General features: G+C 33.5%; 13 protein-coding genes and 1 pseudogene. 2 read left to right on the plus strand and 12 right to left on the minus strand.

The window, feature by feature from the left end; genetic code table 11:
• Positions 1-54 precede the first annotated feature (54 nt).
• Complete coding sequence (locus QZ357_RS09250) at positions 55-576, minus strand: GNAT family N-acetyltransferase (protein WP_290776437.1); 522 nt, start codon at positions 574-576, stop codon at positions 55-57.
• Between the two features lie 293 nt (positions 577-869).
• Here QZ357_RS09250 and QZ357_RS09255 point away from each other — a divergent pair, with 293 nt between their 5' ends.
• Complete coding sequence (locus QZ357_RS09255) at positions 870-1,184, plus strand: hypothetical protein (RefSeq protein ID WP_290776439.1); 315 nt, start codon at positions 870-872, stop codon at positions 1,182-1,184.
• Between the two features lie 25 nt (positions 1,185-1,209).
• On the opposite strand, the gene mgtE (QZ357_RS09260) is transcribed toward QZ357_RS09255, so the two are convergent.
• The 8 genes from mgtE (QZ357_RS09260) to QZ357_RS09295 all read right to left on the minus strand — a co-directional run bounded on the left by mgtE (QZ357_RS09260) (position 1,210) and on the right by QZ357_RS09295 (position 12,312).
• Complete coding sequence (gene mgtE / locus QZ357_RS09260) at positions 1,210-2,541, minus strand: magnesium transporter (protein WP_290776440.1); 1,332 nt, start codon at positions 2,539-2,541, stop codon at positions 1,210-1,212.
• 11 nt (positions 2,542-2,552) lie between these two features.
• Positions 2,553-3,890: a magnesium transporter gene (mgtE, locus tag QZ357_RS09265; RefSeq protein WP_290776442.1), complete on the minus strand. Its 1,338-nt coding sequence runs from the start codon at positions 3,888-3,890 to the stop codon at positions 2,553-2,555.
• Positions 3,891-4,277: 387 nt separating this feature from the next.
• Positions 4,278-5,132: an alpha/beta hydrolase gene (locus QZ357_RS09270; RefSeq protein ID WP_290776444.1), complete on the minus strand. Its 855-nt coding sequence runs from the start codon at positions 5,130-5,132 to the stop codon at positions 4,278-4,280.
• Between the two features lie 193 nt (positions 5,133-5,325).
• Positions 5,326-6,669 carry an NADP-specific glutamate dehydrogenase gene (gdhA, locus tag QZ357_RS09275; RefSeq protein ID WP_290776445.1) on the minus strand — a complete coding sequence of 448 codons (1,344 nt, stop codon included), beginning with the start codon at positions 6,667-6,669 and terminating at the stop codon, positions 5,326-5,328.
• A 243-nt stretch (positions 6,670-6,912) separates the two neighbouring features.
• Positions 6,913-9,294 carry a homocysteine S-methyltransferase family protein gene (locus QZ357_RS09280; RefSeq protein WP_290776447.1) on the minus strand — a complete coding sequence of 794 codons (2,382 nt, stop codon included), beginning with the start codon at positions 9,292-9,294 and terminating at the stop codon, positions 6,913-6,915.
• A 21-nt stretch (positions 9,295-9,315) separates the two neighbouring features.
• Positions 9,316-10,686 (minus strand): MATE family efflux transporter, encoded by a 1,371-nt coding sequence (locus QZ357_RS09285; protein WP_290776448.1) that lies wholly within the window; start codon positions 10,684-10,686, stop codon positions 9,316-9,318.
• Between the two features lie 135 nt (positions 10,687-10,821).
• Positions 10,822-11,421, minus strand: a complete 600-nt coding sequence (locus QZ357_RS09290) for a vitamin B12 dependent-methionine synthase activation domain-containing protein (RefSeq protein WP_290776449.1) — start codon at positions 11,419-11,421, stop codon at positions 10,822-10,824.
• Between the two features lie 27 nt (positions 11,422-11,448).
• Positions 11,449-12,312, minus strand: coding sequence for a methylenetetrahydrofolate reductase (locus tag QZ357_RS09295; RefSeq protein ID WP_290776450.1), 864 nt, complete (start codon positions 12,310-12,312; stop codon positions 11,449-11,451).
• A 270-nt stretch (positions 12,313-12,582) separates the two neighbouring features.
• Here QZ357_RS09295 and QZ357_RS09300 point away from each other — a divergent pair, with 270 nt between their 5' ends.
• On the plus strand, positions 12,583-13,212 hold the full coding sequence (locus QZ357_RS09300) for a hypothetical protein (RefSeq protein WP_290776451.1): 630 nt from the start codon (positions 12,583-12,585) through the stop codon (positions 13,210-13,212).
• 24 nt (positions 13,213-13,236) lie between these two features.
• On the opposite strand, the gene QZ357_RS09305 is transcribed toward QZ357_RS09300, so the two are convergent.
• From QZ357_RS09305 to QZ357_RS09315, 3 genes and pseudogenes are all read right to left on the minus strand, one after another.
• Positions 13,237-14,082 (minus strand): histidinol-phosphatase HisJ family protein, encoded by an 846-nt coding sequence (locus QZ357_RS09305; protein ID WP_290776452.1) that lies wholly within the window; start codon positions 14,080-14,082, stop codon positions 13,237-13,239.
• A gap of 9 nt (positions 14,083-14,091) precedes the next feature.
• Positions 14,092-15,102, minus strand: a complete 1,011-nt coding sequence (holA, locus tag QZ357_RS09310) for a DNA polymerase III subunit delta (protein WP_290776453.1) — start codon at positions 15,100-15,102, stop codon at positions 14,092-14,094.
• Between the two features lie 48 nt (positions 15,103-15,150).
• Positions 15,151-15,885: pseudogene (locus QZ357_RS09315) on the minus strand (ComEC/Rec2 family competence protein); the annotation flags it as partial.
• Positions 15,886-15,947: the final 62 nt, after the last annotated feature.

Below are 15,947 nucleotides of genomic sequence, written 5' to 3' on the forward strand. Positions count from 1 at the left end.
CTCTGTTAACATTGTTATTTTATATATCATTCAAATCACAAAAACTTTCATATTCTATTTCATCGCTTTTGAGTAAAGCAAATGAGGCATTTCTTTCCCCTTATATTTTTTTATAAATTCTTTTTTTACTCTCATTCCGAGTTTTTCTGCCGTCTTTATCGAAGAAATATTCTCTGTACGTATTTGTGCTGTCACTTCGGTTAAGTTTAAAACTTTAAAGGCATAATCCATACATCCCAAAGCACTTTCGAAAGCATACCCCTTGCCCCAAATATCTTTTTTGAATATATAACCGATACCCGTATAAACCTCATAATCAACCCGCTCAACCATCAATCCGCAAAGCCCGATTAAATCATTCGATTCCTTTTCAATAACAGCCCAATAACCATATCCGTCTCTATCATACCTTTTTATATTCTCTTCTATCCACTCGATAACTTCCGTATTTGAAAAAGCATGCTCCCATGCATACATTACTTCACTATCCTGTAAAATCATACTTATGGCAGAGTAGTCATTAGGACAAATTTCTCTTAATATTAAACGGGATGTCTCCAAAATTTTATTTATCATAAAAATACCGACCTTACCTACAAAATGTCTGATTTTAAATCAAAAAATATTCTGCATTATAAAAATCCGTCAGAAATATATAAGTTTATTTTATCACAGCATTTTACATTATATAATGATTAGCAAATAATTTAATCATAATTTAATAATATATTTTAAGTCATAGAAATCTCTTCTGATAAAGCCTCAAATACAATAAACCGTTGCAAATATTTTGCAGATTCCCGTTAAATTTATTATGCCCCGAAATGATAAAATGTAAATACAAAAAGAATAGAACCAAGAGGCAAAGAATGAATTTAAAAGAATTAAAAATAGAAGCCCAGTTGCTTTGTAATAAATCAATAGAAACAAAAGAATATATAAAATACCTTAGAGAGGCTATGGATAATATTTATATATCCCCTTCATCCTTTCAAAGAAAAATCGAATCTTATAACGAAAATATATGTATAGACAAAAAATACTATAAAGCTTTGGCTTTTTATATAGCATACAAAGAAAGAGTAAAATATCACACACTCAACGACGAAAAGGCAAAACACCTTTATTTTTTATTTATTAAAGAATTAAACACCAATATTTTGCCTAAAAAAGCCCGGGAATAAAAACCCGGGCTTAAAAAATATATCTTTATAAATTCATAATCCAAAGTGCAATATTAAAATAAATCAAAATAGAGCAGGTATCGACAAGAGTCGTTATAAGCGGAGCAGCCATAATCGCAGGGTCAAGCTTAAGCTTCTTCGCAGCTATGGGAAGTACGCACCCCATGAGCTTTGACATCACTATCGTGGCAATAAGAGTAAGCCCCAAGACCAACGCAAGAATAAAATCATGATAAAATAACATTATTCTTACTCCGTTGACTACAGCAAGGGCAATCCCGACCAAAATACCTATCTCACTTTCCTTAAGCATTGCCTTTAATATATCCTTAGGTTCTATCTCGTCAAGAGCAAGACCACGGATAATCATTGTGGAACTCTGCGAACCGCAGTTTCCTCCGGTTCCCGTAATCATCGGAATAAAAGCAACCAGTAAAGGAACAGTCGCAAAAGCCGCTTCATAATGGGTTATTACAGCCTGAGTCATCGTTGCGGAAAGCATTAAAAACAATAGCCACATAATCCTGTTTTTTGCATGAACAAAAGCGGATGTTTTAAAATAACTTTCTTCACTCGGCATCATAGCAGCCATTTTTTCAAAGTCCTCGGTGTTTTCTTCTCTGATTACATCAATAGCGTCGTCTACGGTTATGATACCTATCAGCCTGTCTTCTTTATCGACAACGGGTATTGCCAATAGGTCATACTTATCAAACATCTTTACAACATCTTCCTGGTCTGCAAGAGTATGTGTATATATTATGTTCGTCTCCATTATATCCCCGATTATTTCATCCATATCGGAAAGAAGTATATCTTTGGTAGAAACAAGCCCGATTAGTTTTTTCTTATTATCGGTAACATAACAGGTATAAATAGTTTCTTTATCTACACCTGTAGCTTTTATTTTGTTCAAAGCATCCAAAACACTCATATCCTTTTTTAAAGACACAAACTCAGTGGTCATTATACTTCCGGCACTGTCTTCGGGATATTTAAGTATTTCGTTTATTAATTTTCTTGTTGCCGCATCGGTATGTTTCAAAACCCTTTTTGCAACATTGGCAGGCATTTCTTCAACTAAATCGGCAGTATCATCCACAAATAAAAGATCCAAAACATCCTTTAACTCCTGATCGCTGAATGCTTTTATTAAATATTCCTGATTGTCGTTATCCAGTTCAACAAAAGTATCCGCTGCCGTTTCTTTCGGCAAAAGCCTAAATACTATAAGAACCTCTTCCATAGGTATATCGTCAAACAAGGAGGCTATATCGGCGGGGTTTAATGTTTCCAACAATTCTTTTAATTCATAGAATTTTCTGTCTTTCAGTAATTCCAGTATTTTTTCTTCCATACAGACCTCCTTTAAATTTTTAACAGCTGTATTGCTATATTAAAGTATATTATAAGCGAACAGGCATCCACAATGGTAGTTATAAGCGGAGCAGCCATCACTGCAGGGTCAAGGTTGAGCTTTTTCGCCGTAATGGGTAACACACACCCTAAAAATTTAGACATAAACACAGTGCAAATCAAAGTAAGCGAAAGGGTTATCGCCAAGATAATATTGTGATAAGTTAAAATAATTCTTATACTGTTTACAAAACTCAATACAATACCGACCATAAAGGAAATTTCACCTTCCTTTAAAATAACCTTTAAGATATCCTTTGGTTTTATTTCATCAAGAGACATACCCCGGATTATCATGGTTGCACTTTGAGATCCGCAGTTCCCTCCGGTATCACTTATCATTGGTATAAAAGATGCAATCAAAGGCATCGCGGCAAAAGCCGCTTCATAATGAGTAATAATTGTTTGTGTAAATGTAGCAGACAACATTAAAAACAACAGCCAGCCGAACCTTTTCTTTGCATGAGTAAAAACGGAAGTTTTAAAATAACTATCTTCATTCGGTACTATGGCAGCCATTTTTTGAAAGTCTTCTGTATCTTCTTCCACCAAAACACTTATCGCATCGTCTACCGTTACTATTCCTATAAGTCTGTTTTCATTGTCAACAACAGGTATTGCGAGCAAATCATACCTGTCAAATGCTTTTGCCACATCTTCCTTGTCATCCAATGTGTTTACGTAAATAATATTGGTTTGCATTATATCTTCTATCCTAGCTTCCATATCCGACAATAGAAGGTCTTTTGTTGAAACCAATCCTATCAATTTTTTGGTTTTGTCTGTTACATAACAGGTATAGATAGTTTCTTTATCCACGCCTGTAGCTTTTATTTTCAAAAAAGCTTCATAAACATCCATATCTTTTTTCAAAGATATGAACTCCGTCGTCATTATACTTCCCGCACTGTCTTTGGGATATTTAAGAATTTCGTTTATTAAACCTCTTCTTTCTTTATCCGTATGCAGAAGTATCCTTTTGGCTACATTAGCGGGCATTTCTTCTATAATATCGACGGTATCATCCACAAATATCAAATCCAGAATTTCTTTAAGTTCACTGTCAGTAAAACTTTTTATAAGAAATTCTTTTACGTCATTATCAAGATTTACAAAAACATCACTGGCCGTATCCTTTGGCAGAACACGAAAAATAAGCGGAATATCCTCCATCGGTATTTCATCAAAAAGAAGAGCTATATCCGCAAAGTTCATTTCTTTTACAATATCTTTTATTCTGCGAAACTCACGGCCTCTTAAAAGCCTTAATATTAATTCTCCTCTGTTCATTTTGTATAAATTGGATACAAACATGAACCGGAGGTATATTTAATCAGTGTGAAAATGAACGCACAAACAAAACAGCACGCTCAAATCCAGCTATGATACGCCCCCCGGGTTCAATGCTAATACTGCTTCCTGCATCCATTTTCTTCACCACCTTTTCTTTTTCCTAATTATTTTATTATATTCTTAATTTTTTTCTTTGTCAACCAATATGCGTTTGTACTCCTACACTAAAAACATCCGATGATGCATTTTATAAAGTTTAAACATACTCTCTATTCATCTTAATTTTTATAGTAAATATATTTAAAAGTTTTATTTTTACAAAATAAAAAAGAATTAGCATTGAACTAATTCTCTCATATCTAAAATAATTTACTAAACCGGAAGTTATAAATCCCTTGTATTAGTTTGCACAATATTAAAAAATTCTTCTGGCTTTTCTTTTACAGCCCAATGTTTACAGCCTTTAAAAATATAAACTTTTGCATTAGGTAAAATTTTTTTTATACCGTCTAAGTGCTTAACAGGAACTAAATTATCACATTCTCCATTTATAAAAATAACAGGCATTTCCAATTTGTTTAACTCATTTTTATAAAAAGGGATCGCTCTATTTTTATCACAAGAGCTTCTTTGATAATCTTGCATGGATTTTCCCGCATTGTCATTCTTACAGGCTTTCCAAACCTCATCTACAATTTTATCAGTAATTTTCTTTTTATCTCCAATTAAAGAATATCCTATAAACCATTTCGTCAGCCTTTTATTTTTAGCAATCCATTTATACTGGGATATTGTAAAATTAGTTTTATGAATATACCAATATGAAAGATGATGAAACGGCAACGCAGGAGAAATCCCCCATGTATCAACAGGAAAAAGTGCCTGCACTTGTGCGGGATAGTTTAAAGCATACCCAATCGCAATTGCTCCACCCATTGACAAACCCACCAAAATAAATGTTGTCAATCCCAACTGCTCCGTAATTTGTTTAATTGATTGAATATGAATATTATAAAATTTTTCTCCACATAAGTTATTGGGTTTATCGCTCTTTCCATACCCCAACAAATCAGGAACATAGATTGTATATTCGTCATTAAAATTTTGTATAACTTCAAACCATGAAAGCATTGCGTTATCGCAACCGCTACCATGTAACAAAATAAGATTTTTACGTCCTTTCCCTTTTTTATAAACATGTATATTACCATATGATGTTTTTATGTCTAATTCATTCATGTTAATACCCCTGCAACTTCTAATATATCTATTACATTATATCACGTATAATATAATAATATTGAATTGATTTTATTATATATATTAACACCATTTAATTATATAGTATAGAACGTTTATACAAATCTTTGAAAAGTAAATTTATTTTAATTCAACAAAAAAAACGCACCGAATGGTACGTTTTTATTTTTAATTAATATATTCCTTGAGCAATCATGGCTTCAACGACTTTTTCGAATCCGGCAATATTTGCACCTGCTACCAAGTCATAACCAAGTCCGTATTTTTCACTGGCATTTTTGCTGTTTTCGTGAATGCTTTTCATTATAGATTTTAATTTTGCGTCAACTTCTTCCTTGGTCCAAGAATACCTCATTGAGTTTTGAGCCATTTCCAATGCCGAAACGGCAACCCCACCGGCGTTTGCAGCTTTCGCAGGTCCTAAAACAATGTTGTTTTCTTTAAAATATTCCATAGCTTCCGGAGTCGTAGGCATATTTGCACCTTCAACAACCAATTTCACACCGTTTTCCTTTAATTGTTTTGCTTCTTCAATACCGATTTCATTTTGTGTCGCACAAGGAATTGCAATATCACCTTTTATACCCCATGGTTTTTCTTTTTCATGGAATTCGGCACCGAATTTTTCGGCATAGTCTTTGAGTTTAACATCGTTGCACTCTCTTATTTTTAGCAAAAAGTCAATTTTTTCATCGGTATTTATACCGTCTTTGTCATAAATATATCCGTCTCTTCCTGAAATAGACACAACTTTCGCTCCGAGTTCTTTTGCTTTTAGACATACCCCCCAAGCAACATTACCGTAACCACTAACGATTAAGGTCTTATCTTTAAATGTATCTTTTAACACTTTGAGAACTTCCTGCGCATAATACATAACACCAAAACCCGTAGCTTCCGGTCTGATTAAACTTCCTCCGTAAGGAAGACCTTTTCCTGTAAGAACTCCGTTTTCAAAAGCCCCTCTGATTCTTCTGTACTGTCCGTACAAATACCCGATTTCTCTTCCTCCGACACCTATATCTCCCGCAGGAACGTCAACATCAGGACCTATATGTCTATATAATTCACTCATGAAACTTTGACAAAATCTCATAATTTCTCCGTCTGATTTACCTTGAGGGTCGAAATCAGATCCCCCCTTACCTCCTCCTATAGGAAGTGTTGTAAGAGAATTTTTGAATATCTGTTCAAATCCCAAAAACTTAATAACACTTAAATTTACGCTGGGATGGAATCTCAAACCACCTTTGTAAGGTCCTATCGCCCCGTTAAACTGAACTCTGAATCCTCTGTTTACCTGTACTTTTCCACTGTCATCAACCCAAGGAACTTTAAACATAATGGCTCTTTCAGGTTCTGTCAATCTTTCAAGAATACCCATTTGTTCATATTCAGGATGTGCTTCTATTACCGGTTTTAAGCTTTCGAGAACTTCCATAACGGCTTGATTAAATTCCGGTTCATTTACATTTTTTGCTTTAACTTCTTCCAAAACTCTGTTTATATAATCCATTTCACTTCTCCTTACATAATTATATTTTAGACAGACTAAAACATAAAATACCTAATAAACTATAACATTAAATATTTTGTGTTTTTCTCTCCGTAAGCTTTAAACTTTCTGAAATTTCAAAACTTTCACATATTATAATACAATTTATATTCATATACAAGTATTATTTTTTACTTATTAAAAAAAATTTTCAACTGTTTTCAAATTATTTTCATCAAAACAAAAAAGACCTCTACGGTCTTTTTATTTAAATATTTTCTCTGCATAAGAAACACTCGCCATTGCATCTTTCGCATAAAAATCGGCATTTATTGTCTTGGCATATTCCTCAGTCAATACTGCTCCCCCCACCATTATTTTGCAGTTTGCGACTTTTTTTCTAAGCTGTAATATAGTCTTTTCCATATTTACGACAGTCGTTGTCATTAGGGCGCTTAGCCCCACCAGCTTTACATTTTCCTTAATGGCCCTATCCACAATCAAATCTGGACTTACATCTTTACCCAAATCTATAACGTCATATCCGTAATTTTCAAGTAAAACTTTCACTATATTTTTCCCGATATCATGTATATCACCCTTTACAGTCGCAATTATGATTTTACCTTTTTTTTCTTGCTCACACCCAGTATTAACAAGATGGGTTTTGATTTCTTCAAATGCGGCTTTTGCCGCTTCTGCACTCATTAAAAGTCCGGGCAAAAATACATTTCCCTCCTCAAAACCTTTCCCCACAACATCAAGGGCAGGAATCAAAGTATCATTTATAATATTTATTGGCTCATTCTTCTTAAGTTCTTCGATAACGGCTTCTCTGGAAGCATCTTTCATCCCCTTTATAATACAGTTTCTTAAGGAATTTACTTTATCGGTTACAATTTTTTTTACTTCTTCTTTTTCCTTTGAAAAATTTTCTATATACTTCGTACACTGAAAATCCATATTTGCGAGGGTTTTAAAAGATATATAACTTTTCATCATATCTTCACTGTTCGGATTAATAATCGCACAGTTAAGTCCTCTGTCCAGAGCCATGGTAAAAAATACCGAGTTTATAATGCCTCTGTTAGGCAAACCGAAAGATATGTTTGAAACACCCAAGACGCTTTTCATCTTAAGCTCGTTTTTTATTTTGGATAAGGTATCAAGTGTTACCGACGGAGAAGAGGTGTCAGCGCTTACCGTCATTGCCAAAGCATCAATTATTATATCTTTTCTTTCTATTCCATACTTTTTGGCTTCTGCGATTATCTTTTTTGCAACATTTATTCTTTCTTCACTATTCTGAGGAATGCCGTTTTCATCCAAACATAAAGCTACTATAACTCCTCCGTACTTTTTAACCAAAGGAAATACTGAGTCCATTACTTCCTTTTTACCGTTAACCGAGTTTACCAGGGCTTTGCCGTTATACAATCTCAAAGCTCTCTCCATTGCTTTAGGATTTGAAGTATCAATCTGAAGCGGAACATCCACACAAAACTGAAGTTCTTTTACAACTCTCTCCAGCATCTCAACTTCATCCCCTTCGGCAAGCCCGACATTAACATCCAAAATATGAGCCCCTGCATCTACCTGATTTATAGCTTCATTTAAAATATATTCCATGTCATTTTCAATCAAAGCCTGTTTAAATCTTTTTTTACCAGTAGGATTTATTCTCTCTCCTATAATCAAAGGTTCTTTATCTATATAAACACATTTACTGAAAGAAGAAACCATGGTTAAATCTTTTTTTTGTATTTCAACTTGATTTACATCTTTACAAACACAAACAACTTCTTTTATATGATCTGGAGTAGTACCGCAGCATCCTCCTAAAATACTCACTCCCATTTCGGCCATTTCTTTCATCTCATGAGCAAACTCTCTGCTGTCTATATCGTATACGGTCTTTCCGTTTTCACTTCTCGGAAGTCCCGCATTTGGATTTACCATCAAAGGAGTAGAAGATATTTTTAACATTTCAGAAATAAACTCCTTCAACTGAACAGGTCCCAAACCACAGTTCAGACCAATAACATCCACTTTAAGCCCTTCCAAAAGTGAAATCACTGCACTGACATCCCCGCCTGTAAGCAACTTACCGTCTTCACCGAAAGTCATTGAAACAAACACCGGCAAAGACGAATTCTCCTTTGCAGCCAGAATTGCCGCCTTGGCTTCATAACCGTCGGACATTGTCTCTATCAAAATCATATCGGGATTTTCTTTCATTCCCTCGAGAATAACTTCTTTATAAAGCTCATAAGCATCTTCAAAATCAAGATCACCGAGAGGTTTTAACAGTTTTCCGGTAGGTCCCAAATCCAAAGCTACATAACCTTTCTTGCCACTTTCCTTTATCGCTTCTTTGGCATTCCTTACGCCCGCTGTGACAATATTCGAAACACTGTATTTTCCGTTCTTTTCAAATTTTAAGGCATTGCATCCAAATGTATTTGACGTAATAATATCAGCTCCGCTTAAAATATATTCTTTATGAATTCTTTTTATTTCATCAGGATTGTCTATATTCCATTTTTCAGGCAATTCTCCGGCCTTTAAACCTCTTTCTTGAAGAAGAGTTCCGATTCCTCCGTCAAAAAATACTTTTCTTTTTTTTATAAGATCCAGTATATTCATAATTTTTCCTTCCCATGTATATTAAACTACCTGTCTGTTTTCCCACCTTGGCGTTTTATACCTTATAACAAAACATACAGCTCTTATTACCCAGTCCATAACCATTGCCATCCATACACCAAAAACACCAAACCCCAAATATTTTCCCAAAACATAACTGAATATTATTCTGCATATCCACATTGAGGTTATTGAAGTTATCATACAGTATCTAACATCTCCGGCAGCACGAAGAGTCGCCGGCAAAGTAAAAGCAACAGGCCATACGACAATGGCACAACAACCATGAAACAACAAAATTTTCACGGCTTCTTCCGCCGTAACGGCAGACAACCCGTAAGCTTTCATAATAATCGGCAACATAAAAAATATTACCATCACAAAAGCAAAAATACATACATAAGTAATCTTCAACAGTTTAAATGTATAATATCTCGCCTGCTTATATTCTCCGGCCCCCACACATCGTGAGATTACAGTGGTAACAGCCAATGAAACCGCCATACCCGAAAGTATTTGAAAAGATGCCACAACGTTTGCCACTGCATTTGCAGCAATGGCATAAGTACCGAAAGTGGAAACCAAACTCAAAACTATTATTTTACCCAATTGAAACATACTGTTTTCGAGTCCGTTGGGAACACCTATATACAAAATATTTTTAATCATGTCAAATCTGGGTTTATATTTAAATGTCTTTTTTATGTATATGGTATTTCTTTTATTTAAAAGTAAAAACACTATAACAAGAGCTGCGACTATTCTTGAAACCAATGTCGGTATTGCAACTCCTGCCGTACCAAAATGAAAGATATAAATCAAAACCGCATTTCCGACTACGTTTATCAAATTCATAAGTATGGAAACTTTCATGGAAACTTTGGAATTCCCCATTGATCTGAAAATCGCCGCACCGGCATTGTAAAGAGCGATAAACGGAATCGAAGCGCTTACAATCATCAAATAGGTATTCGCATGGTTCATTACATCCGCATCTATACTACCGAATACGGTAGTTAAAATAAAATTCTTTAAAATATAAACTATTATCATAACGAATAAAGCCAAAAGTGTAATAAACCAAAGTAACTGCGTAGAAGATTCGCATGCATTGTCTCTGTCTCGTTTTCCAAGATACTGCCCCGCCACAACAGCACCTCCCGTTGCAAGAGCCGCAAAGATATTTATAAGCAAAAGCATCAAACTGTCCACCAAAGACACACCGGAAACGGCAGCTTCCCCGACACTAGCTATCATTATGGAATCCGCCATCCCAACAAGAATCGCAAGAAACTGCTCAACAATCAAAGGTAAAATAAGAATCCATAAAGCTTTGTTTGAAAACAGATAATCTTTTACTTCTTCGGACTTAACTTTCTTTAAAATACTCATTATAAAACCCCTATAAAAATAATTATTTAAATGAAAAATACATATGAAAATAATAAAATTAAAAATTTTGTAAAAAATTCAGATAATTTCAAGTAAATAATATTATACATCCACAGGTCAAATTGTTAAATAGTTTTATTTATAATCGCAAACGTTTTTATCAACTTTACTTAGCCCAATAAAAGCCGTAACCGTTTTTGACGGTGCCATAATCAGATTATCCGTTAAAGTAGCCCCTATTTTTCTGGGTAAATCAAGAAGGCGAAATATGTCTTTTTGATACTCCAATGATAAATCTCCGTATCCGGGAGAAAACCTTGGACGAAGAAATAACCCTTCTTCTCCAAATTCTTCTTTTAGAATTTCCTCTTTTTCATCTATATAATCTTCAAGCATACTCGCCGCACTTGCCTGCAACACAACAGCCTTGCTTGAAGATATTTTTGAATACTTTTGAAGCAGAATATCTACTCTGGGACCGAGGGTTGCGGCAAATATAACAACCTTACTGCATTCGCTCAAATTTCTTTTAAGGACCTTGCTTTCAACTCTAAAAACACCCATATCAATAATACTACCCTCCCCAAACATCAAATTAAATACTTTATACGTGTGATTCGGGCGGGCAGTTTTCAATAATAATTTTTCACATTCATCCAAAAGCATGAGAGTATTTTCATCTACATTCTCACTCTCATATCCAAGATATCTCAATGTTTCTTTTCTTGTAATCATTACAAACTCCTACAATAAAGGCATAAATTATAATATATTTGAAAGATTTCTCTTTATTCCTTCGGCAATCTCAGGCTTATTCATAGAATAAACATGAATCCCGTTAACTCCGTTTGCTATCAAATCTATAATTTGCTCTGTGGCATAAGCTATTCCTGCCTGCGCCATTGCAGGAGGGTTATCTCCGAATTTATCCACTATTGCCTTAAAACGAGTCGGAAGGTAAGTACCGGAAAGAGCGGTAATACGTTTTATTTGCTTTCCGTTCGTAACGGGCATTATCCCCGCAAACACAGGAACTGTAATACCTATCTCCCTTATTCTGTACAAGAAATTATAAAGTACATTGTTGTCAAAAAACATCTGGGTGGTCAAAAAATCCAACCCCGCATCGACTTTCTCTTTTAAAAAATATATATCTTCTTCTTTATGCTCACACTCAATATGTCCGTCAGGATAGCAAGCTCCGCCTATACAAAAGCCCCCCTCTTCCTTTATATCTCTAATAAGATCTATCGCATAATTATACTCAGACTTATTGGTAAGGGATTTATCTGAAGGGATATCTCCTCTGAGAGCCAAAACATTTTCTATGTTATTTTCTTTTAAAATTTTAAGCTGAGATTTTATATCGGCCTTGCTTGAGCATACACAAGTCAAATGAGCCAAAGTATTGACTCCGTACTTTTCCTGCAATCCTTTTGCTATATTTGCGGTATATTCGCTTGTACCACCTCCGGCACCGTAAGTTATACTCATAAAATCAGGCTTTAATTTTGCTATTTCACCGGTAGCCTTTTCGACACTTTTATAATTACTCTCACTTTTGGGAGGAAACACTTCAAAAGACAATGTCGGTTTTTTATGTTTTATAATATCACTGATTCTCATATACATCCTTCTTTCCATAGAAATTTTTAAAATTATACCATAAAAAATAAACTTTGGGGATAATATTACAGTTATTCACTTATGGTAAAATTTAATATCTATATATAACAAAAAGCTATAATACATTATGATTTCTATTTTAACTCATATAAATTTATACCATCATAAAACTAAAATAATATATTTATAAAAATCAGAAAAATATTAAATCTTAATATAATCTTTATATTCATGTCTGTTTTGTGTTAGAATATCTTCATAGGAGGATTTATGAATAATAAAGAAATTCAATTCAGAGAATTAAAAAAAGAAGATTTTCCGCAGGTGAAAGAATTATTGTATCAAACCTGGATAAAAAAAGATTACGGAGATGATAAGAGAGTTGCGGACAAAATGAGCATTATATTCATGTATGAGCTCTTGGTAAGACATTCATTTTCCAAAGTCGCAATATACGAACATAGGGTTGTCGGAATAATACTCGGAAGAATCAATAAAGATTTTAATTTAAAAGAAAATTTAAATTATCTTGCAAAAATGTTATTCACCTCTTTATCTCTGATTTTAACTAATAACGGAAGAAAAGCAATAAAAGAAGGAAGCCAGGTAAATAAAGTAAATAACAAACTTCTGGATAAAGTAAAAGATAAAACCGACGGAGAGCTTGTACTGTTTGCAATGAATAAGCAAACAAAAGGAAAAGGTATCGGCAAAAAACTGTTAGGTTATTTTTATAAGTACATGGAAAAAGAAAAGGCAAACAATTTCTATTTGTTTACGGATACTTCATGTGATTACGAATTTTATGACTATAACGGATTCACCAGAGAGGAAGAAGAGAAAATATACTTTAAAAAAGAAGTGGAAACATATTACATATATACAAAAAACATAAAATAAAAGGACTTATAAAAAAGTCCTTTTTTATATATCGAAGGATATAAATCCCTTTGCTTTATTCGAATACGTATAAAGTTTTCTTACTCCGCCCATCTTAAGCCTGCTTATACCCAAATTATATAATAAATCCAGCATTTCTATATTATGAGTATCGGAAGACATGGTAAATTTAACTCCCTTTGCATTCGCCATTTTGATAATATCGTTGGACGGATACAAACTCCTTACTCCGTGTTTATAACCTCCGCCGGTATTAAGTTCAAGAACAATGTCTAACTCTTTTATTTTATCCAGAACATCTGAAACCAAATCTTTATACCACCTGCTGTTTTCATCAAAAAATATTCCGTCTATGTTATTCTTTTTTATAAGATCAATATGTCCCGCAACTTCAGGTTTTAACTCGCACAAGTTATTATAATAATTTTCATAATAATCAATTACAAAGCTTTTTGCATCATTGTTATAACTTCTTTCCAAAGACTTTCTGAATGTTGAACAAAGTTCATCTACGGGTTCTATTACCCCATCGGCATTAGTCACATGAACGGACCCCACAACATAATCAAATCTATCCCTTATATTTGATATATCACTCATCAGATAACCGTCTTTCCCGTACCGTTCGCTTTCAATTCCCGCAAAAATTTCAATCTTATCGGCATATTTATCTTTAAAAAAATGAATTTTATCAACGTATTCATCATATTTTTCCGGCTTTAGAGAATGATCTTCGTAATGATAAGTACATACATGATCCGTTATTCCGAAATGAGTAAATCCTCTGTCTATGGCCGATAATATCAAAGCCTCCATTTCATCTTTACCGTCGCTTAAATTAGTGTGATTGTGAAGTGATACTTTAAACATAAATTCCTCCTATCTGTTTGATATTTTTTCTATAAGAACAACTCCAGCATCCTTTGAAGATATCTGTCCTACTTTTATTTTATAATCCAAATCCAAACATAAATAAAGAGAATCGCAAATATCTTTAAATGAATATTTTCCTGCTCCTACATTTGCCATTTTGACTGCATAAGGATGCAATGAGTAATCATTGACTATGTCTTTTTCGCTTTTACCGTTTTTTAAGTAAACTTTGCAAATATACATATTTTCAAAGTTCCTTATTATTACTGCCAGTATCTGCATAAAATTGACATTATTATACTCTAAATTGCTTAACAATCTAAAAGCATAATCCGAATTTTTATCTCTTAAAGCATCCGTAAGTTTAAATATTTCATCTTTTATGTTAACGCTTATTATTTTTTTTATATCGTTTATGCCTATCTCTTTTTGCTCCATAGATGAAAGCTTTTCAATTTCACTTACAAAATATCCCAAATCCACATCGCTGTTTTCAAGCAAATACCCGCTGGCTTCTATAAAATAACTTACGGCTTCTTTTGAGAGAATCATTCCACTGTCTTTTATCTTCTTTCTAATCCAACCTTCAAGTTTGTATTCTTTAAATTTTTCAAAATCAACAATATCCCCATTCTTCTTTATCGACTTGTAAAGAGCGGTTCTCTTGTCCATACTTCCTTCAACCCAAACAACCATTACCGTGTCCGAAGGGATATTTTTTATGTAGTCACTAAGTTTTTTGCCGAATTCTTTGTTTCTTAAATAATCACCTTTCAAAAGCACAAGTCTGTGTTCATCCATCATCGGAAGAGTTTCACAAAGTTCCGTTACCTTGTTAATATCAATTTTTTTACCGTCAAACAAAGAATAATTAAAATCTTCGTACTCTTTTTTTATAAGATTGTTTTTAAGACTGTCAAACATCATCTTTGCAATATAGTTTTCACCTACATTAAACAAATAAATATTTTTGAAATTTTTCTTTTTTATATTTTCATTGAGTTTAATATAATCCATAGACCTCTCCCATAGGGATATTGTAACATAAAAAATCAATAATTTATATCAGCTTTTTTTCTTTTTAAAAAACTTAATATATCCTCCAAGTAAGAGAATAAACACATAATATGCAACTATAACAATTATATTCAAATCATCGATTTCCACTGTGGCAAAAGGCAAATCGGCAAGAAAAGAAACGATATTCCTTATAATTCCAAGAAGCAAATCAAGTAAATTAATAATTATTTTACCCACTATAAAATTTGAAAATATTCCGCCTATAATACCTATTATCATTATAGGAGCCACAAGAGGAACAATAACAAAATTACCTATCATGCTTATTAAAGAAACACTGCCGAAAGAGTTGATAATAACGGGAATTGTAAATAAATAGGCACAAATACTCACCGAAAATATACTTACAATACTCCTTAGAATTTTATTATTCTCACTGAACCTATCCATTATTTTAAACTCAATTACGGGAGCCATCAGCAATATTCCCACAACCGCACTGAAAGAAAGGGTAAAACTAACATTGAACAGATTAAGTGGATTAAACAATAAAAGTATTATCGCAATTATAAACAAGTGATTAAATACATCGTTGTCTCTTTCATGTTTTAAACTCAAAGTTTCGTTCATCAAACACAAAATCATAGCTCTCGTCGCAGAAACAGACATCCCCGCCAGCATAACATAAATAAAAAGCAACGGTGCAATAATAAAAACTCTATATTTTCTCTCAACAGCAAAAATGGAAAGAATACCGGCAATAAACCCATAAATCAAACCGACATGTAATCCCGTTTAACCTCACTCTCGGTACACATTATAAAGAAACTCTTTTATATAGA

Origin of the sequence: Anaerofustis sp. (genome assembly GCF_019420015.1) — a bacterium.
Classification (GTDB): domain Bacteria; phylum Bacillota; class Clostridia; order Eubacteriales; family Anaerofustaceae; genus Anaerofustis.

Excerpts from the sequence above, each read along its gene's own strand:
- mgtE (WP_290776440.1), bottom strand. The coding sequence starts at position 2,541 with ATGGAAGAAAAAATACTGGAATTACTGAAAGACAGAAAATTCTATGAA.
- QZ357_RS09305 (WP_290776452.1), bottom strand. The coding sequence starts at position 14,082 with ATGTTTAAAGTATCACTTCACAATCACACTAATTTAAGCGACGGTAAA.
- QZ357_RS09300 (WP_290776451.1), top strand. The coding sequence starts at position 12,583 with ATGAATAATAAAGAAATTCAATTCAGAGAATTAAAAAAAGAAGATTTT.
- QZ357_RS09250 (WP_290776437.1), bottom strand. The coding sequence starts at position 576 with ATGATAAATAAAATTTTGGAGACATCCCGTTTAATATTAAGAGAAATT.
- holA (WP_290776453.1), bottom strand. The coding sequence starts at position 15,102 with ATGGATTATATTAAACTCAATGAAAATATAAAAAAGAAAAATTTCAAA.
- QZ357_RS09295 (WP_290776450.1), bottom strand. The coding sequence starts at position 12,312 with ATGAGAATCAGTGATATTATAAAACATAAAAAACCGACATTGTCTTTT.
- QZ357_RS09255 (WP_290776439.1), top strand. The coding sequence starts at position 870 with ATGAATTTAAAAGAATTAAAAATAGAAGCCCAGTTGCTTTGTAATAAA.
- QZ357_RS09285 (WP_290776448.1), bottom strand. The coding sequence starts at position 10,686 with ATGAGTATTTTAAAGAAAGTTAAGTCCGAAGAAGTAAAAGATTATCTG.
- gdhA (WP_290776445.1), bottom strand. The coding sequence starts at position 6,669 with ATGGATTATATAAACAGAGTTTTGGAAGAAGTTAAAGCAAAAAATGTA.
- QZ357_RS09270 (WP_290776444.1), bottom strand. The coding sequence starts at position 5,132 with ATGAATGAATTAGACATAAAAACATCATATGGTAATATACATGTTTAT.
- QZ357_RS09280 (WP_290776447.1), bottom strand. The coding sequence starts at position 9,294 with ATGAATATACTGGATCTTATAAAAAAAAGAAAAGTATTTTTTGACGGA.
- mgtE (WP_290776442.1), bottom strand. The coding sequence starts at position 3,890 with ATGAACAGAGGAGAATTAATATTAAGGCTTTTAAGAGGCCGTGAGTTT.
- QZ357_RS09290 (WP_290776449.1), bottom strand. The coding sequence starts at position 11,421 with ATGATTACAAGAAAAGAAACATTGAGATATCTTGGATATGAGAGTGAG.